Origin of the sequence: Tunturiibacter gelidiferens (assembly GCF_014201335.1) — a bacterium.
Lineage (GTDB): Bacteria > Acidobacteriota > Terriglobia > Terriglobales > Acidobacteriaceae > Edaphobacter > Edaphobacter lichenicola_E.
In genome coordinates this window covers 133,256-148,246 of the sequence record NZ_JACHEB010000010.1, presented here as the reverse complement: position 1 = coordinate 148,246, position 14,991 = coordinate 133,256, and the positions used below count along the sequence as shown (strand labels likewise).

Here is a 14,991-nt window from a genome sequence, read left to right as displayed (position 1 = left end):
CGCCCAGTTCTTTGACGGTTGTAAGTTTTGGCGTCGAAGAGTGAGCAAGAGTGTCTTAGATCATGAAATGGAGGGGAAGAGTGCCAGATACGAATCGTGTGGTCTTTGTCGTTGACGACGAAGCGGTGATTGCCCAAACACTCGCTGTTATTTTGAATCGAGCGGGCTTTCAAGCAACCGCCTTCGATCATCCGGAGAAGGCTATCGCCGCCTGCACTGAGTTAGCTCCCGATCTCCTCATCAGTGACGTCATGATGCCAGGTATGACGGGTGTGGAGTTGGCCATTCACTTCCGCGAAACTCAACCAGAGTGTAAGGTTCTGCTCTTCTCTGGACAGGCCGCGACGTCCGATCTTTTAGGGAAGGCTCGCGAGCAGGGGTATGACTTCGATTTGCTCTCAAAGCCGGTCCATCCTGCCGACCTTCTGGCGAAACTTCGTGCTTGAGTCTCGCTCGCAGGTCTCTATCGGCTAGACGAAAATTCGGGTTGTGACATACGCGGAACGTTGAACGAACCAACCTTTATCTATCTACCTGACGCAGACTGCTATATGGACTCGCCCTTCGCACCTCGCTCTTTTGAGGACAAAGGTCAGAAAGTCCAAAGTCTGCGGTTGGAACGTCGAATATAACACCAGTAGCCTGGTAGGCAGACGTCGCAGCAACCATCGCAACTGCTGAAACTCCTACCGAATCTCATGCGTTTCGTGGGACATCATATGGCGTGTGCAAAGGCACAAATATTCGGACTGTTGTCCCATGCCTTTCCGAATCAATTTGACTTGTGATGCTGATCTGTCCCCCGTGACCCTCAATGAACTGCTTCGCGACGAACAGTCCGATTCCAGTACCGAGTGTGGAACGAGTCGTGAAGAATGCCTCAAATACCCTCGGAAGATCGCGGGGTGTGATGCCTACGCCATCGTCTGAAATCGTCAATACCGTCCCGCCGACGGGCTCGTCGGTATCCTCAACGGAGATCGATAGATGACCTCCGTTCGGCACCGCATAGATAGAATTTGCGATGAGGTTCGAAATGACTTGCATCATCTCTCCTCGACGGAGTATCGGTTTCCGCGAAGATTGAAAGAACGTGCTGATCTTGATGCGGGCGGCGGAGCATCGCGGCTCATAGATGGTGACTGCATGCTGGGTTATCTCACTCAGAGAGGCCGCGGACGCCGCAGCGTGCTCGCGATAGTACCCGAGGGTCTGCTTTGCGATATGGGCAACCCGCCCAAGTTCTTCTTCGGCAGTCGAAAGGTAATTTAGTCCATCCTCGTCGGCAATCTTCGAGCGAAGCAGATAGAGCAGATTGATGACCGATTCAAGAGGATTATTAATCTCATGCGCGATCGTAGCCGCCATACGCCCAGTTGCCGCAATCTTTTCGGCTTGCAGTAAAGATTTTTCAATACGTTTCCCCGCGGAGATATCACGGAGGATCTTGGAAGCTCCAATCACCTCGCCCTTATTGTCTCTGATCGGAGATACCGTCACAGAAGCTTCGATCAATCTGCCGTCCTTTGTAAGACGAACAGTCTCGAAGTGCTCTACCCGCCGCCCGGCGCGGATGCTGTCGATAATCTGTTTCTCTTCGTCCCGTAGATCATCAGGGATTAGCTTGAGGATGGACTGACCGATCATCTCCTCCGCTGTATATCCGAAGACCTGGCTCGCAGCGCCATTCCAACTCTTGATAATTCCATTAAGATCCTTGCTTAGAATCACGTCTTCGGAGGACTCCACAATCGCGGCCAGTTCGGCGGCGCGCTTTGCAAGATCTTGTTGAATCTGTTCCGTTTGTCTCCGAATAGAGATGTCTCGAAGGATCTTCGACGCTCCAATAATGTTGCCCTTTTCATCTTTTACCGGCGAGATCGTCAGCGAGACGTCCAAGAGCCTTCCATCCTTTGTCCTGCGTACTGTCTCGAAGTGTTCCATGCGCTGTCCGGCGCGAATATGGTCGATGATGATCTTTTCGTCGGAGTGGAGATGCTCCGGAATGAGCGTAAGAATGGACGCGCCGATCATCTCCTCTGCGGAGTAGCCGAGCACCCGAGAGGCAGCAGCATTCCAACTTGTAACGATGCCGTTCAAGTCCTTACTCACGATGACATCATCAGAAGAATCGATTATCGCCGCAAGCCGCTGGATCACGTCCTGCGCCTTTTTCCGTTCGGTTACATCGTTTCCTACCACGATGATCCCTGAAACGCTGCCGTCGGACTCACGCAACGGCTGATATACGAAATCGAGGTAACGCTCATCCGACGGCAAACCCTCGGCAGCTTCGACTTGAAACTTAACACCATCCAACAAATGGCTCGCCTTGCAAGACCTTATCGAGAATGTCGATGTAACCCTGGCCCGCGGCCTCAGGCAGGGCGATGCGTACGGGTTTGTTCAGGACGTCACGATTGTTCACCAGGCGCAGGTAGGGCGGATTCACCATGGTGAAAACATGGTCCGGTCCTTGCAGAAGAGCAAAAAAGACTGGAGCTTGCTGAAGTGCTTCAAACGCTCTGGCTCTTTCTTGGAGCGCAACCTCTTCTGCGAGCCTTCTCTCCGTAATATCGCGGAAAACTAGGACAATCCCGGATAGCTTGCCATCGTCGTCGCGGATGGGAGCGCCGCTATCGTCAATTGCCGTTTCCACCCCATCCTTTCGGATCAGGATGGTGTGATTGGCAAGGCCCACAATCGTCCCGAGACGGCGCACCTTGTCGGCTGGGCTCTCCACCGGTTTCCGCAGTTTCTCATCAACAATGTGAAACACGGTGCTTAAGAGCTCTCCACGCGCGTCGATCAGAGACCAGCCGGTCAGACTCTCCGCGACGTGGTTCATGTCGGTGATGCAAGCGCGCTCATCGGTGACGATCACCGCATCGCCGATGCTCTGCAGGATTCGCGAGGCCCGCGCTTCACTCTCGGCGAGCTTGCGAAGCGCCACGACCTCACCCGTAACATCATGAAGGGAACCGAATAGACCGGCGATCGCTCCATCTTCGAAGATCGGGTTGAAGGAGTAATTCAGGTAGGCGTCTCTTACGCCGTCTTGTGTCGGGAGCGGAACCAAAAGCTTTTCGTAAAAGACCGTCTTTCCTGTGGAAAGCGCCTGTTCTAAAAGCGGCCCGACCACATGCCATGATTCGCTATAGACCTCACGGGCTGATTTGCCGAGTGCGAAGGGATGGCGAGGCCCAGGAATCGGACGGTAGGCGTCGTTGTAAATCAAGATCAGTTGGGGTCCCCACATTGTCGATGGGCCCGAGCGGAGTCGAATTCCAATCACAATTGCGCACCAAATCGGCCATCTCGCCGGTGCCGATGATACGACCAGGTCCCATCTCTAACGCTGACTTTTCCTTCTGCAAAAATCACCTATCGTGCCGCTGCAGTACCAATTCGAAAACTTGGGACCATTTCTAGACCGGTCGATGCGCAGGGTCCTGCAATCCAACCCTGCCACTTCTCCCCGTCCATCCTAGTCGAGAATCGACTGATCTCGCCTTCGAAAGTAGCTAAGAGTCGCGTTATCGGCAACCGCGACGTGCCGGTGGCACTATGCGAAATGCTCTCGCAACCGAAGAGCACCCTCATGGCATCCCACACAGATGTGCTGCTTCCCGAGTCAATACGTGAGTTCCTTCGCTGCAGGATACTGCGTCCACTGTTGCGTCTGCTCCGCGGCGGGGTGACACCGCGGCGCTTGGCGTGGAGTTTAGCGTTGGGCATTGTGATCGGGATCAACCCGTCGGTAGGTATCACTACGGTCCTGGTTATTCTCCTCGCATGGGCGTTCGGTTTAAACCAGGTCGCGTCACAGATTGGTGCCCATGCGATGACGCCGCTCCACTTGATTTTGTTTCTTCCATTTATCGAGTTGGGCGTACATCTCTTTCACACCCGTCGCCTCCCGCTAAATCGGCAGCAACTTGAGCATCTGAGCCATCATCCCTGGCGCCTTGTTCGCGACATCTGGCAGTGGGAATGGCATGCACTGATCGTCTGGACCGCCGTCGCTGTCGTCGTGATGCCCTTGCTTGCCTCGTATATTAGACGCGTACTGGTGCTGCTGATGCGCCGCCATCGAACACTGCTGCGTTCGAACCCGACGCTGCCCTCATCTGATTAGCTCGTTTGACCTGAAGAATTGGTTTCCAGCCTTAGAGAGCGTTCATTTGACTCGCAGATGCTTTGCGGCTTGCTTGAGCTTTTATTAATGCCGATCGCATCCAGTCGGAGGTTCTCTCCATTAAATCCACTTCTTTTGTCAGGCGCATTACAGACGGCGACCATGTTACAGAGAACAATCGCTCATGGTTGTTCCAATCGAACCTCGTATTCTCTCAGCGGACCGGCTCGATGGCGGTTTACTGATTGCATTCGACGACGGCGGGTGCGCCCTTTATTCGGCGGCTCTCCTCGTTGCCATGAGGCCCCAAGCCGATCAGGTCAGCGACACAGACTTGGAAGAGTAACAGCCGCAGCTCCTCAGGCAGAGCAGATCTCTACGAAATGATTCCACTGTCGAACTCGGTGTAGTTGTCGAGATGATCTTTGATGACGTGGTAGCACTCACAGGCCTTCTTTTCGAGGAGTTTCACGTCAGGAATGGTGATCAGCCCCCGAGTGTAGGTGATTAGGCCTTTTCTCTTCAAGGCTGCCGCTGCCATCGAAACTGTAGGCCGGGAGGCACCCAGCATGTGACCGAGGAACTCGTGTGACATTTTGAAGGTGTTGCTGTGCGCGCGATCCGCACAGATCAACAACCACCGAGCCAGCCGTTGGTCGACCTCGTGCTGGACATGGCACCCAGCCGACTGCATTGCCTGAACAAGCTGGGCTTGTACATATCTCAAGGTGAGCGATTGGAAGGCCCCGCCGCGTCGAAACTCGCTTCTCGCCGCCTCGAGGGGGCAGGAGTAACCATGCCCAGCGATTTGTGTGTAAACGCGATTGAGACTCCGCTTCGTACCCATAAGAGCTGAAACCCCAATCACTGATTCCTACCCGAACATCCCCACCTCAACTTGAGCGCTATTCTCGAAGGTGGTCGTCAAGGATGCCATTCCCTCTTCCACGAAGTAGAGGTAACGAATGGATTCGCCCGGAAACTCGATTTGGTGCTCCAGCTCAAACGTCACCGGCTCCAAGCTGAGGCGTTTGATAACTTCTGCGTCAAGACTCTGCAAAAGAAGGTTCTTATAAACGGTAGCGGACACATAAACGGTAGCGGACACAATAACCTCGCACTTTCGCGGTTTCACACAATTTCTGAGGCTAGCGTTCAGCATCGATCGGGATATATATCTGTATGTGTTAGATGCATGACAGATCGAAATGGCAAGGACCGCCCACAATGGTGCTGTCTCTCTACGCAACCTTCTCTTGGAGTCAGCATGGTCTCTCCTATCTCCGTACTCGTGTTCGGGCAAGATGCGCACTTGCTTGAGACCAGGAGATGGCTGCTGGAAGCTGCAGGATACCAAGTGCGCACGACAGGAGAATACCCCGAAGTCGTTCGGATCTTAGACGCAGAGAGCATTCGGCTTCTGATCCTCTGTCACACTCTGTCGGCGGAGGAATGTCGGCGGGTTCTTGCCGCCGCCAATCGTCCGCACGGGCTAAAAACCCTTGCGCTCACCGCCGGCATGCGCGGATGTCACGACCACGTGCAGACTGAAGTGCTGGATGCGTTAGACGGGCCAGCAAAATTCGTCTCAACAGTAGATAGATTGACACGCATTACTCTAATCGCTAAAGGAAATGGCTAATGCGCGCATTACGATCGTTTCGATTCTAGCTTCCTGCTTCCTTCTTACGACCACACTGACGGGGTGTCTCGTTGCAGGTGTATTAAGCAACGGGAGCGCCTTCATCTGGCCAGGCGGCCTTGGGTTGGTCCCCATCATTTAGTGGTAGTTTTTCTATTACGTCGTTAGGTAGCGGGCACGTGAGTACGACACCTGCGCTCCATCGTACAACCAGGCGGTTTCCAGCGCGAACGCGTAACCATTGGCCGAGCGACGCAAAAAAGTGTTCGAGATGCTCGACGAAAAACCCGCCGGCGGACACATTCGATCGCTTACCTTGAGCTAACTCTGTGGGTCGTCTCAACATCAAATCGAAACAGTTCGTCGAACGTTTCGGACTCAATAGATGCTCAATGGATGCATGAGGACAGGAGACGATTCATTCACTCGAAAAATTTAGCTACGCGCTTGCAGGAATTGGAAACTGCTGTTTCAAAAAGCAATTCCCGACCGGAAGTCTGCGCCTATGCCCGAGCAGTAATGAGAGAACTCATCATTCCTCTAGAAATAGTCAACAATTTAAATTTTTTAGCACTCCAAGATACAAGAGAATCCTCTTCGCGGGTTACTTACCTAACAATGGCGCAAGAGCAGCTTGAGGTAATAAACCAAATCGCTCTCAGCACGCTTCGCTTTTGCGACGACAGCGATCGTGAATGACAGTTACAGTCGTAACGATATATCGTATTTAGCCGACAGTAGCTCTCAACTGTTTCTGAGCCTCAACTGAATTCTTTTCACATAGCGGCTTCTGAAAATACAATCCTCCTCGTACCTCGAGCGCTATCTGCGAGTCGGCGTAAGGAACAGCATCAGTAGATTCGTTTGAATACTACGGTAAGTATTTTGGGATCTCGATTTCGTCGTCGGCTAAGCAAATACGTAGCAGCCCTGTTTGGAATGGGTTGTTATTTCGGACGCTCATTTGCAGGCACCGCGATTTTGTCAAAGTCAGTTGATAGTTGACGTAAGGCAGATGGGACGTTGGAACCCGAGAGAGGCTTTCCGTGGCCAGGTGCCAATACGGTGGGTTCCAGAGCTGCTAGTAGTTTGACCGAGTTGCGCGCCGCGTCCCAATCAGAAGTGAAATAAGAAGGCGGGCCGTGTAACTCCGCATGTTGAACAACTGCGGCTTCGAAGAACGATTCGGGTTTAGTGGTGCAGAAGGCGTCTCCTACCAATAGGGTGCGATCTGAAGGACGAAAGAAAGAAACGTGGCCAGGAGTATGGCCTGGCGTGTGGAAAATCTGCCATCCTGGAAGCTCAGGCAGCTCCTGGAGCTTAGCTAGACCTGTTTCGCTGCTAGCTTCAGTTCTCTCAACGAGTGCTCTCAATCGGCTTCCAATATCGATTGGTCTTCTCGGATACAACGGCGATAAAAGGGTCATCATTCCGCCGCCGGCTCCAACATTGGGTTTCGGATATTCCTCTTTTCCCGTGAGATATGGGTATTCCAAGGAATGAGCGAAAATCGGGATATCCCAACCCTCCGCCAGTTCTTTCGCTGCACTCACATGATCGAAGTGGCCGTGAGTAAGGATGAGAGCATTGGGTGGAGTGGCAAAGTGCGCTTCTGCCCAGCTTCGAATGTGCGAGGCGCTGAGAGGCAGCGCTGCATCAATTAGGCTCCAGCTCCCATCAGGATGGGTCACTGCGAAGACATTCACAAAAGCGATGCGTAGCCCGCGAACACCCTCGGCGATACTGTCAATAGGTGTGATTTGCTCTTCAGAAACCGCGACTCCGTCCATGTAGCCTCCAGTTAGTAATGATCGGTTTGTTCACTCGTATCGAGAGATGTGTTCCAAAATGGCTTCTGCGGTCGCGTCGGGCTCCTCTCGTTGAGGGAAGTGCCCAACTCCTCGAAACAATCCACGTCGGTAGCCACCGGTGAAGTGTTGTTCCGCTCCTTCGGTCGTTTCAAGAACCGCTGTATTCGTACGCCAGCCGCAAAGACTGCGTTTTAATGTCTCGGGTTGTGTTCATTTTTGTCGAATCCTCGTTGCGCTTTGCCTACGCGCTCGGACTAATCTTTGAGTTTGTTCCAGACGGCGAACCCAATGCCCACTCCCACGGCTCCGACAACGAGGAGCGAGGCGAGCGGATTTACGATAGCTGCGGTATATCCGCTACGACGGATGAAGCTTTGATCGCCCCGCACCTGTCCGTCCTGGCCCGCCTGCCAGAGACTATCTTGGCGATGTCGCTTGGGCTCGGGTTTAAGTTGCGACTTGATCATGAAGCTGGAGGTTGTGTCGACGAGTCCCGGCGTCAGACGACTAAAGATGCCCATGAGCTTGCCAGCACCACCGATATGCAATGCGCGTCGCGGTTGCTCTGCTGCAAGCAGGATGGTTCGTGCCACGTCCTCGGGAGCGTAGATTGGTTGCGGCAGGTTGGCTTCATTCTCTGTGTAATTCTTCGCATGCAGGGCAAATGGGGTTCCGATCGCCGCTGGTTGAATCAGCGTCACTGAGACGGGCGCTCCCTCATCATTCAGTTCGCGTCGCAGTGCGTCAGTAAAGCCCTTGATTGCATGTTTGGTGGTCGAGTACATTCCTTGGATCGGAAAAGCGAAATCTGAGGCTACGCTTCCGAGATTGATCAGTGCCCCGCCCTGTTTTTTCAGGTGTCGTAGTGCAGTTGTAGAACCGTATACGACGCCCCAGAAATTGATATCGAACAGCCTGCGATGGTCTTCATCAGTCACTTCCTCAAGCCGGCCCCACAGGCCCTGCCCGGCGTTATTGACCCAGGTGTCGAACCCTCCGAAATGCTCGATCGCCGACTGTGCCAGCCGTTCAACGTCCTCGCGTCTACCGACATCGGTTACAACATAGAGAGCCCTCACCCCGGACTCTTCCAGTTCTCGAACCGTTTTGGCGAGTACCTCTTCGTTTCTCGCTGCTAATACAAGGTTGGCGCCACGTTTTGCGGCCGCCTGTGCTGTAGCGAGTCCAATACCGTTGGTAGCGCCGGTGATGACGATAGTCTGCTGCGAAAGTGGCTTTAGTGAGATTTTCATGCGCTTCGATCCTCCGGTTCGGTTGGAAGTTGCTCTTGATTAAAAGCTGATGCCCACGGATCAATCACAATTTTGGTGACATTATCTTTCTTGTCGCGCCAGATCTTGTACATCTCTGGAGCCTGTTCGAGCGTGATCCGATGAGAGATGATGTAGCTGGGGTCAATCTGGCCTTGCTCGATCCGTTCGAGCAGAGGTTTCATATACTTGTGCATATTGGTTTGGCCCATCTTCATAGTGATGCCTTTGCCAAACGCCGCACCGAAAGGGACCTTGTCGAGCAAACCTCCGTAAACACCGGGAACCGACAGCGTTCCGCCCTTACGGACTGCCTGGATCGCTTGACGGAGCACAATCGGCCTATCTGTCTCCATCATGAGGGTCGTCTTTACCGCGTCGTAGACTCCCTGAAGCTCAGCTGAGTGCGCTTCGAGACCTACCGCGTCGATACATGAGTCAGGTCCGGTTCCCGCCGTCAAATCCTTTAGAGCGGTGAGAACGTCCACATCCTGCTCTGAGTAGTCCACTGTGATAGCACCAATCGATCGAGCCATCTCCAGCCGCTCTGGGAGTCTATCGATCGCAATAACTCGAGCAGCTCCAAGCATGAAGGCACTCGCAATCGCAAACTGACCGACCGGTCCACATCCCCAGACCGCAACTGTGTCTCCCGGTTGAATCTGGGCATTTTCAGCAGCCATGTAACCAGTTGGGAAGATATCGGAGAGAAAGAGCACCTTCTCGTCCGGCAGATCGCTTTCGATCCTCAAAGGTCCAACATTAGCAAAAGGCACCCGCACATATTGAGCCTGTCCGCCAGCATAACCCCCCATCATATGTGAATAGCCAAACAGACCCGAGCCAGAGTATCCGTAAGCTGCCTCCATCAGATGCGCATTTGCATTTGTGTTATCGCAAGCAGCCCAAACTTGCTTTTTACAAAAAGCACAGTTTCCGCAGGCAATCGTAAAAGGAACCACTACCCGGTCTCCCCTTTTGAGATTGGTGACGTCCTTCCCTACTTCCTCGACAATCCCCATAAACTCATGTCCAAGGATGTCTCCTGACTCCATGGTCGGAATGAAGCCATCGTAAAGATGAAGATCAGATCCGCATATGGCCGTTTTGGTGACCTTGATAATTGCATCGTGAGGGTTCAACAGCGTTGGGTCTGGCACACTCAACGTCTCGACCTTACTCTTTCCCATCCAGCAAACTGCTTTCATTTCGTACTCCATTCTTTCCGCCTAGCGGATATCGCTGTTTCACTTCTGAAGGCTTTTAGCTCACGGGTTGATTGGGGCCTGGGGGAGTAGGAATCTTTTCTCCATAGACCGATTCCTTCATTCCACCAATCACTCCGCGATCACCATGCGACGAGCCCTGAGCTCGAGGTATCTCGCCTGTCTCGGCGAACGCCTTAAAGTGACGTAAGTTCTCGATGACGGCCTGCTTGGGATTGCGGCCAACAAATGTCTCCCAGGCGCTCGCGAGCTTTCCCATCCTGAACTCCTGTAGGACAGTAGCGATGGTGCCGCGGCCGCTGGGCGCTGGTTCAAAAATCACTTCTCCAGCGTTCTCTGACTCACCCCCAATAGAGCGCCATGCGATTCGCTTACCCGGTTCGTCTGCCAACACCTCGGAATCCCATTCGATCGTCTTATCTCCGGACTTCATGGCCCAATGTGATGTCTTTTCGCCAGTGGCGATGACGCTGATGATCTCCTCTTGCCATGACGGAATGAATTCCACGTTGCGCCAAATGTCGTATAGCTCCTGAGGCGAGCCCTGGATAAGGGCGCTTGTTCGAATCCAGATCTTGCCATCCTTATCCTGAGGAGGCGGGGCGTAGTGGCCATTGATGATCACACCGGCGCTGCTCGACTTTGGTGTATTCTCTGCGTTTGGCTTTTCCGTTAGTGGAACTGACATGGGCGATCCTTTCGATCGTTACTTCTTGCTTGAGGTGAGGTGGTCTCTAGACCGCCAGTGAGTTTTTGAGCGAAGAGATATCTATTACGTACCGGAACCGGACTTCTTTGTTCTCCACTTTGTCGTAGGCGTCATTGATGTCTTTCATGTCGATGATTTGAATAGCAGGGCCGACGTTATGCTCGGCGCAGAGGTCCAAGACCTCCTGAGTTTCAGCAATGCTGCCAATAAGAGAACCGCCGACCGACCTGCGGTGGCCGGCGATCTCCATATTGTTCATGGATGAAAGCGGTTCGAGAGCCCCAACTACAACGAGAGAAGCGTTTCTTTTTAGTAATGGGATGAAAGGATTGAGATCAGTCTTTTCAGGGATAGTAGAAAGCATAAAATCCAAACTTGCCTTATGAGCTCTTAGAGTTTCCTCCTCCTCCAGATCTTCATCGAGGACGACCGCAGCTCCCAGCCGTGCAGCTTCGGTGGTTTTTTCCTCAGATGAGGTGAACAGGACGACTTGCGCACCCATGGTGATCGCAAGCTTCGCTGCAATGTCGCCTAGTCCACCAAAACCAATAATTCCAACCTTGTCGCCCTTCTTCACTCCCCAATGACGCAAAGGTGAATAGGTGGTAACCCCGGCACACAGGATGGGTGCCGCCACCTCTGGCTTGAGGTTGCTGGGAATCTTCAATACGAAATCCTCCGGCACTACTAATGAGGTCGAATAACCACCGAAGGTGTTGTCTTTTCCGTAATGATTTGACTTGTCAGGAGACTTTTTGGCAGGAACCATGGGACCGTTATAGGTCGCGAGCCAACTGTTCGGACCTTCGCAATAGTTTTCTTCACCAGACCGACACGGTACGCAATTGCGGCAACTATCGATCATGCAACCGACACCGACCATATCCCCAATTTTGTGTCGCGTTACTGAAGCCCCAACACTCATCACGCGGCCCACCACTTCGTGCCCGGGCATACAGGATAGACAGTATTCGACCAATCGTTCTTCACTTGATGAATGTCTGAATGGCAGACGCCGCAGAACAAAATGTCGGTCGCTACTTCATTTTCTTTCGGATCTTCACGCTCAAACTCATGTGGCTTGAGACTGTTGAAAGAGTGTTTGGCAGTATAACCAATGGACTTAATCATGGAATTTCCTTTGCTCTTCATAAAACTCAAAGCTTCGATACACGTGAGGTGTTATTGATTTGCGCCAAACCCGCTCCCAGTTCGAGGCTCCGACAGATCCGCGTGCCCGGAGAGGCTTCAGGTCGAGAACTTTGAGATGTTCGGTGAGAGATGAGAAGAAGGAGCGGCGGTCAAGAGAATAAGCTTTCGACCGAGTCGTGGGTCGATATGGCGGGTCCTTTATGTGAATTCCGCCAGATCGTCGCTTTCAGGCCGTGAATTGATGGGATGCTGAGTCTCCGAAAAGGGATGCGCTGTACACCTGGTAAGGCTGCACCCATCCCTGGCGCCCACCGCCGAGACCCATTGGATCAATACGGTATACCTGACTTCCTCTAAATCAGATCGGTTTCGCGGACTTTCTGTCTCTTGGCCTTGGGCTGACAGTTTGTCCACGCAAGGCCAAGGACGCGGTAGGTTATGCTTCAGACTGCAAGCACGCTCGCGACCCGCATCAAGAAAGCGCAGCCGCCAAATAAGGCGCTGTTCTACTCCTGGAAACCTGGGCGACCTCGTCGGGCGGACCGGCTGCAACGACAAGCCCACCTTCGTCACCGGCCCCAGGACCAATGTCGATCACCCAGTCGCTCTCAGCAATTACGTGCATATCATGCTCGATCACGATAACCGTATTCCCAGCCTCAACCAAGCCATTCAGTTGTTTCATGAGTCGTTCCACATCAGAAGGGTGAAGCCCGGTAGTCGGCTCGTCAAGAATATAGAGGGTGTTACCGCGCTGCACACGTTGGAGTTCAGTCGCCAGCTTGATGCGTTGTGCTTCCCCTCCCGAAAGTTCCGTAGCCGGTTGGCCCAACCGAAGATAGCCAAGGCCGACTTCCCGGAGAACATTGAGGGACCGGAAGACTTGTAGTTCTTCCACGAAGAACTCCGCAGCCACATCGACAGTCATTCCTAGAACATCAGCGACACTTTTACCACGATACTTGATTTCCAGGGTTTTGGTATTGAATCGGCTACCGTGACACGTCGGGCAGGGAGCGTAGACACTGGGAAGGAAAAGCAGCTCTACGCACACGGAGCCTTCGCCTAAGCAGGTTTCACATCGGCCCTTTGCAACGTTGAAGGAAAAACGCCCTACATCATAGCGCCGAGCTTTGGCACCCTTGGTATCGGCGAACAGTTTTCTCACATGATCAAAGAGGCCGGTATAAGTCGCCATATTCGAGCGCGGGGTGCGTCCGATAGGCTTCTGATCGACCACAACAAGGCGGCCAATATGCTCGATACCACTGACGATCTCGCCTGCGGTCGTGACGATGGTCGTCTGCTCCAGATCGTCCGCAACAGGTTCCTCAACGGTGATAGGTTGTCCCAACCCTTCCGCAACTAGTTCGACTAACGCATGACTTACAAGACTTGACTTGCCGGAACCCGAGACGCCGGTAACCGAGGTAAACACCCCAAGCGGAAATGAAACATCAAGTCCTCGTAAGTTGTTGCGCGTTACATCGCGGAGCCTGAGCCAGCCTTTCGCAGTCCGTGGGATCTTCTTGGACATTCGGCCCCCACGAAAGAGATGGAGTCGTGTTTGTGATGCTTCTACACTGCGGAGCCCTACGGGAGGGCCGCTATACAGAACTTGGCCGCCCTTTTCGCCAGCACTCGGCCCCACGTCCACCAGCCAGTCTGCACGCCGGATTACGTCCAGCTCATGTTCAACCACGAATAGCGAGTTCCCTGCCTGTTTCAGCGAGTCCAGAGCCTTTAGTAGCGCCTCAGTGTCCGCGGGATGCAGCCCCGCGGAAGGCTCGTCCAGTACATAGACGACGCCAAAAAGATTGGAGTGCAACTGAGTGCCGAGCCTCAATCGCTGCATTTCGCCAGGGGATAAGGTGGGCGTGCTCCGTTCGAGCGATAGGTACCCAAGGCCAAGATCCAACAAAACTGAAAGTCTCGCCACGAGATCCGCCGCTATCAGTTGCGTCACTATGATTTTTTCGGGATGTCCCAATGCTTTCCTGCTTGGACCACTTCCGTCCACCGCATATGGAGCAAAAAGCGTCTTCAGTCGTTTAAGCGGAAGGTTGGAAATATCGGCTATATCGTAGCCCGCGAACCTCACGGATAACGACTCCGGCTTAAGACGTTTGCCCTGACATACCGGACAATCGGTGCTCAACATGAACTGAGACACTCGCCTTTTCATCATGGGACTATTCGTGTTCGCAAAGGTCTGCAACACGTACTTCTTCGCGCCGGTGAACGTTCCCTGGTAGCTGGGTTCCAATTTATGGCGTAACGCCTGTCGCGTTTCAGCGGGCGTAAAACCCGCATACACCGGAACAGTCGGTTGCTCATCTGTGAATAAAATCCAATTTCTATCCTTCTTCGACAGGTCGCGCCAGGGTTTATCCACGTTGTAACCCAGCGTCACGAGAATATCCCTCAGATTTTGCCCTTGCCACGCCGTCGGCCACGCGGCTACGGCGCGCTCACGTATCGTCAATGAGTCGTCGGGCACCATCGATTTCTCAGTCACCTCGTAGATGCGCCCGAGGCCATGACACTTAGAACACGCTCCCTCCGCGGTGTTTTGAGAAAACGATTCAGCATAAAGCAGAGGTTGTCCTTTGGGATAATCGCCCGCGCGGGAATAGAGCATACGCAGAAGATTGGAAAGCGTTGTAACGCTTCCTACTGACGAGCGAGTAGTGGGCGATCCTCGTTGCTGCTGCAACGCCACAGCTGGCGGCAGACCGTCGATAGAGTCGACCTCGGGAACTGTCAGTTGATGAAAAAGACGCCGCGCGTATGGAGATACAGACTCGAGATAACGTCGCTGAGCCTCGGCGTACAGTGTTCCAAATGCAAGCGAAGACTTCCCAGACCCGGAGACACCAGTGAACACCACAAGCGCGTCTCGGGGAATGTCGACGTCGATATTCTTGAGGTTATGCTCGCGCGCACCCCGCACCCGAACCATGCCATCGTTCGGCTGACTGCACATATTTGTTTTGCTCTCCTCCACGACCTTGTACCTCCGAGGAACAGCCAGGTGAACAC

14 protein-coding genes are annotated in these 14,991 nt (G+C 53.4%); 3 read left to right on the top strand and 11 right to left on the bottom strand.

The genetic code is table 11. The features are described 5' to 3' along the window. Window positions 1-80: 80 nt before the first annotated feature. Window positions 81-446, top strand: coding sequence for a response regulator (locus tag HDF14_RS19340; protein WP_313899637.1), 366 nt, complete (start codon window positions 81-83; stop codon window positions 444-446). A 250-nt stretch (window positions 447-696) separates the two neighbouring features. Here the strand turns inward: HDF14_RS19340 and HDF14_RS19335 are convergent, their stop codons facing one another. Continuing rightward, window positions 697-2,319 carry a PAS domain S-box protein gene (locus tag HDF14_RS19335; RefSeq protein ID WP_260698409.1) on the bottom strand — a complete coding sequence of 541 codons (1,623 nt, stop codon included), beginning with the start codon at window positions 2,317-2,319 and terminating at the stop codon, window positions 697-699. After that, a complete protein-coding gene (locus HDF14_RS19330) occupies window positions 2,306-3,295 on the bottom strand; it encodes a PAS domain S-box protein (protein ID WP_183979924.1) in 990 nt (329 codons plus the stop codon). The genes HDF14_RS19335 and HDF14_RS19330 overlap by 14 nt, the downstream gene beginning before the upstream one ends. A gap of 306 nt (window positions 3,296-3,601) precedes the next feature. Here HDF14_RS19330 and HDF14_RS19325 point away from each other — a divergent pair, with 306 nt between their 5' ends. After that, the gene (locus HDF14_RS19325) at window positions 3,602-4,138 is read left to right on the top strand and encodes a DUF2062 domain-containing protein (protein ID WP_221304783.1); all 537 of its coding nucleotides are present in this window, start codon (window positions 3,602-3,604) and stop codon (window positions 4,136-4,138) included. A 376-nt stretch (window positions 4,139-4,514) separates the two neighbouring features. On the opposite strand, the gene HDF14_RS27255 is transcribed toward HDF14_RS19325, so the two are convergent. Then, window positions 4,515-5,006, bottom strand: coding sequence for a Crp/Fnr family transcriptional regulator (locus HDF14_RS27255; protein WP_313899636.1), 492 nt, complete (start codon window positions 5,004-5,006; stop codon window positions 4,515-4,517). 6 nt (window positions 5,007-5,012) lie between these two features. Then, on the bottom strand, window positions 5,013-5,246 hold the full coding sequence (locus HDF14_RS26825) for a hypothetical protein (protein ID WP_260698408.1): 234 nt from the start codon (window positions 5,244-5,246) through the stop codon (window positions 5,013-5,015). A gap of 159 nt (window positions 5,247-5,405) precedes the next feature. On the opposite strand from HDF14_RS26825, the gene HDF14_RS19315 reads away from it, so the two are divergent. After that, a complete protein-coding gene (locus HDF14_RS19315) occupies window positions 5,406-5,780 on the top strand; it encodes a hypothetical protein (protein ID WP_183979922.1) in 375 nt (124 codons plus the stop codon). Between the two features lie 947 nt (window positions 5,781-6,727). On the opposite strand, the gene HDF14_RS19310 is transcribed toward HDF14_RS19315, so the two are convergent. The 7 genes from HDF14_RS19310 to HDF14_RS19285 form a co-directional block, all read right to left on the bottom strand. After that, window positions 6,728-7,570 carry an MBL fold metallo-hydrolase gene (locus tag HDF14_RS19310; protein WP_183979920.1) on the bottom strand — a complete coding sequence of 281 codons (843 nt, stop codon included), beginning with the start codon at window positions 7,568-7,570 and terminating at the stop codon, window positions 6,728-6,730. Window positions 7,571-7,845: 275 nt separating this feature from the next. Continuing rightward, a complete protein-coding gene (locus tag HDF14_RS19305; protein ID WP_183979918.1) occupies window positions 7,846-8,844 on the bottom strand; it encodes an SDR family oxidoreductase in 999 nt (332 codons plus the stop codon). Then, the gene (locus HDF14_RS19300; RefSeq protein WP_183979916.1) at window positions 8,841-10,070 is read right to left on the bottom strand and encodes a zinc-dependent alcohol dehydrogenase; all 1,230 of its coding nucleotides are present in this window, start codon (window positions 10,068-10,070) and stop codon (window positions 8,841-8,843) included. Before HDF14_RS19300 ends, HDF14_RS19305 begins: the two co-directional genes overlap by 4 nt. A 55-nt stretch (window positions 10,071-10,125) precedes the next feature. Then, window positions 10,126-10,776 (bottom strand): SRPBCC family protein, encoded by a 651-nt coding sequence (locus HDF14_RS19295; RefSeq protein ID WP_183979914.1) that lies wholly within the window; start codon window positions 10,774-10,776, stop codon window positions 10,126-10,128. Between the two features lie 46 nt (window positions 10,777-10,822). Continuing rightward, window positions 10,823-11,722: an NAD(P)-dependent alcohol dehydrogenase gene (locus HDF14_RS27705; RefSeq protein WP_406707244.1), complete on the bottom strand. Its 900-nt coding sequence runs from the start codon at window positions 11,720-11,722 to the stop codon at window positions 10,823-10,825. Further along, the gene (locus tag HDF14_RS27700; protein ID WP_406707243.1) at window positions 11,722-11,928 is read right to left on the bottom strand and encodes a hypothetical protein; all 207 of its coding nucleotides are present in this window, start codon (window positions 11,926-11,928) and stop codon (window positions 11,722-11,724) included. The genes HDF14_RS27705 and HDF14_RS27700 overlap by 1 nt, the downstream gene beginning before the upstream one ends. Window positions 11,929-12,421: 493 nt before the next feature. Continuing rightward, window positions 12,422-14,935 carry an excinuclease ABC subunit UvrA gene (locus tag HDF14_RS19285; RefSeq protein ID WP_183979912.1) on the bottom strand — a complete coding sequence of 838 codons (2,514 nt, stop codon included), beginning with the start codon at window positions 14,933-14,935 and terminating at the stop codon, window positions 12,422-12,424. Window positions 14,936-14,991: the final 56 nt, after the last annotated feature.

What these genes read in the sequence shown, in the direction of transcription:
- HDF14_RS19325 (WP_221304783.1), top strand. Translation starts at nt 3,602, where the DNA reads ATGGCATCCCACACAGATGTGCTGCTTCCCGAGTCAATACGTGAGTTC.
- HDF14_RS19315 (WP_183979922.1), top strand. Translation starts at nt 5,406, where the DNA reads ATGGTCTCTCCTATCTCCGTACTCGTGTTCGGGCAAGATGCGCACTTG.
- HDF14_RS19310 (WP_183979920.1), bottom strand. Translation starts at nt 7,570, where the DNA reads ATGGACGGAGTCGCGGTTTCTGAAGAGCAAATCACACCTATTGACAGT.
- HDF14_RS19305 (WP_183979918.1), bottom strand. Translation starts at nt 8,844, where the DNA reads ATGAAAATCTCACTAAAGCCACTTTCGCAGCAGACTATCGTCATCACC.
- HDF14_RS19300 (WP_183979916.1), bottom strand. Translation starts at nt 10,070, where the DNA reads ATGAAAGCAGTTTGCTGGATGGGAAAGAGTAAGGTCGAGACGTTGAGT.
- HDF14_RS19295 (WP_183979914.1), bottom strand. Translation starts at nt 10,776, where the DNA reads ATGTCAGTTCCACTAACGGAAAAGCCAAACGCAGAGAATACACCAAAG.
- HDF14_RS27705 (WP_406707244.1), bottom strand. Translation starts at nt 11,722, where the DNA reads ATGAGTGTTGGGGCTTCAGTAACGCGACACAAAATTGGGGATATGGTC.
- HDF14_RS27700 (WP_406707243.1), bottom strand. Translation starts at nt 11,928, where the DNA reads ATGATTAAGTCCATTGGTTATACTGCCAAACACTCTTTCAACAGTCTC.
- HDF14_RS19285 (WP_183979912.1), bottom strand. Translation starts at nt 14,935, where the DNA reads ATGTGCAGTCAGCCGAACGATGGCATGGTTCGGGTGCGGGGTGCGCGC.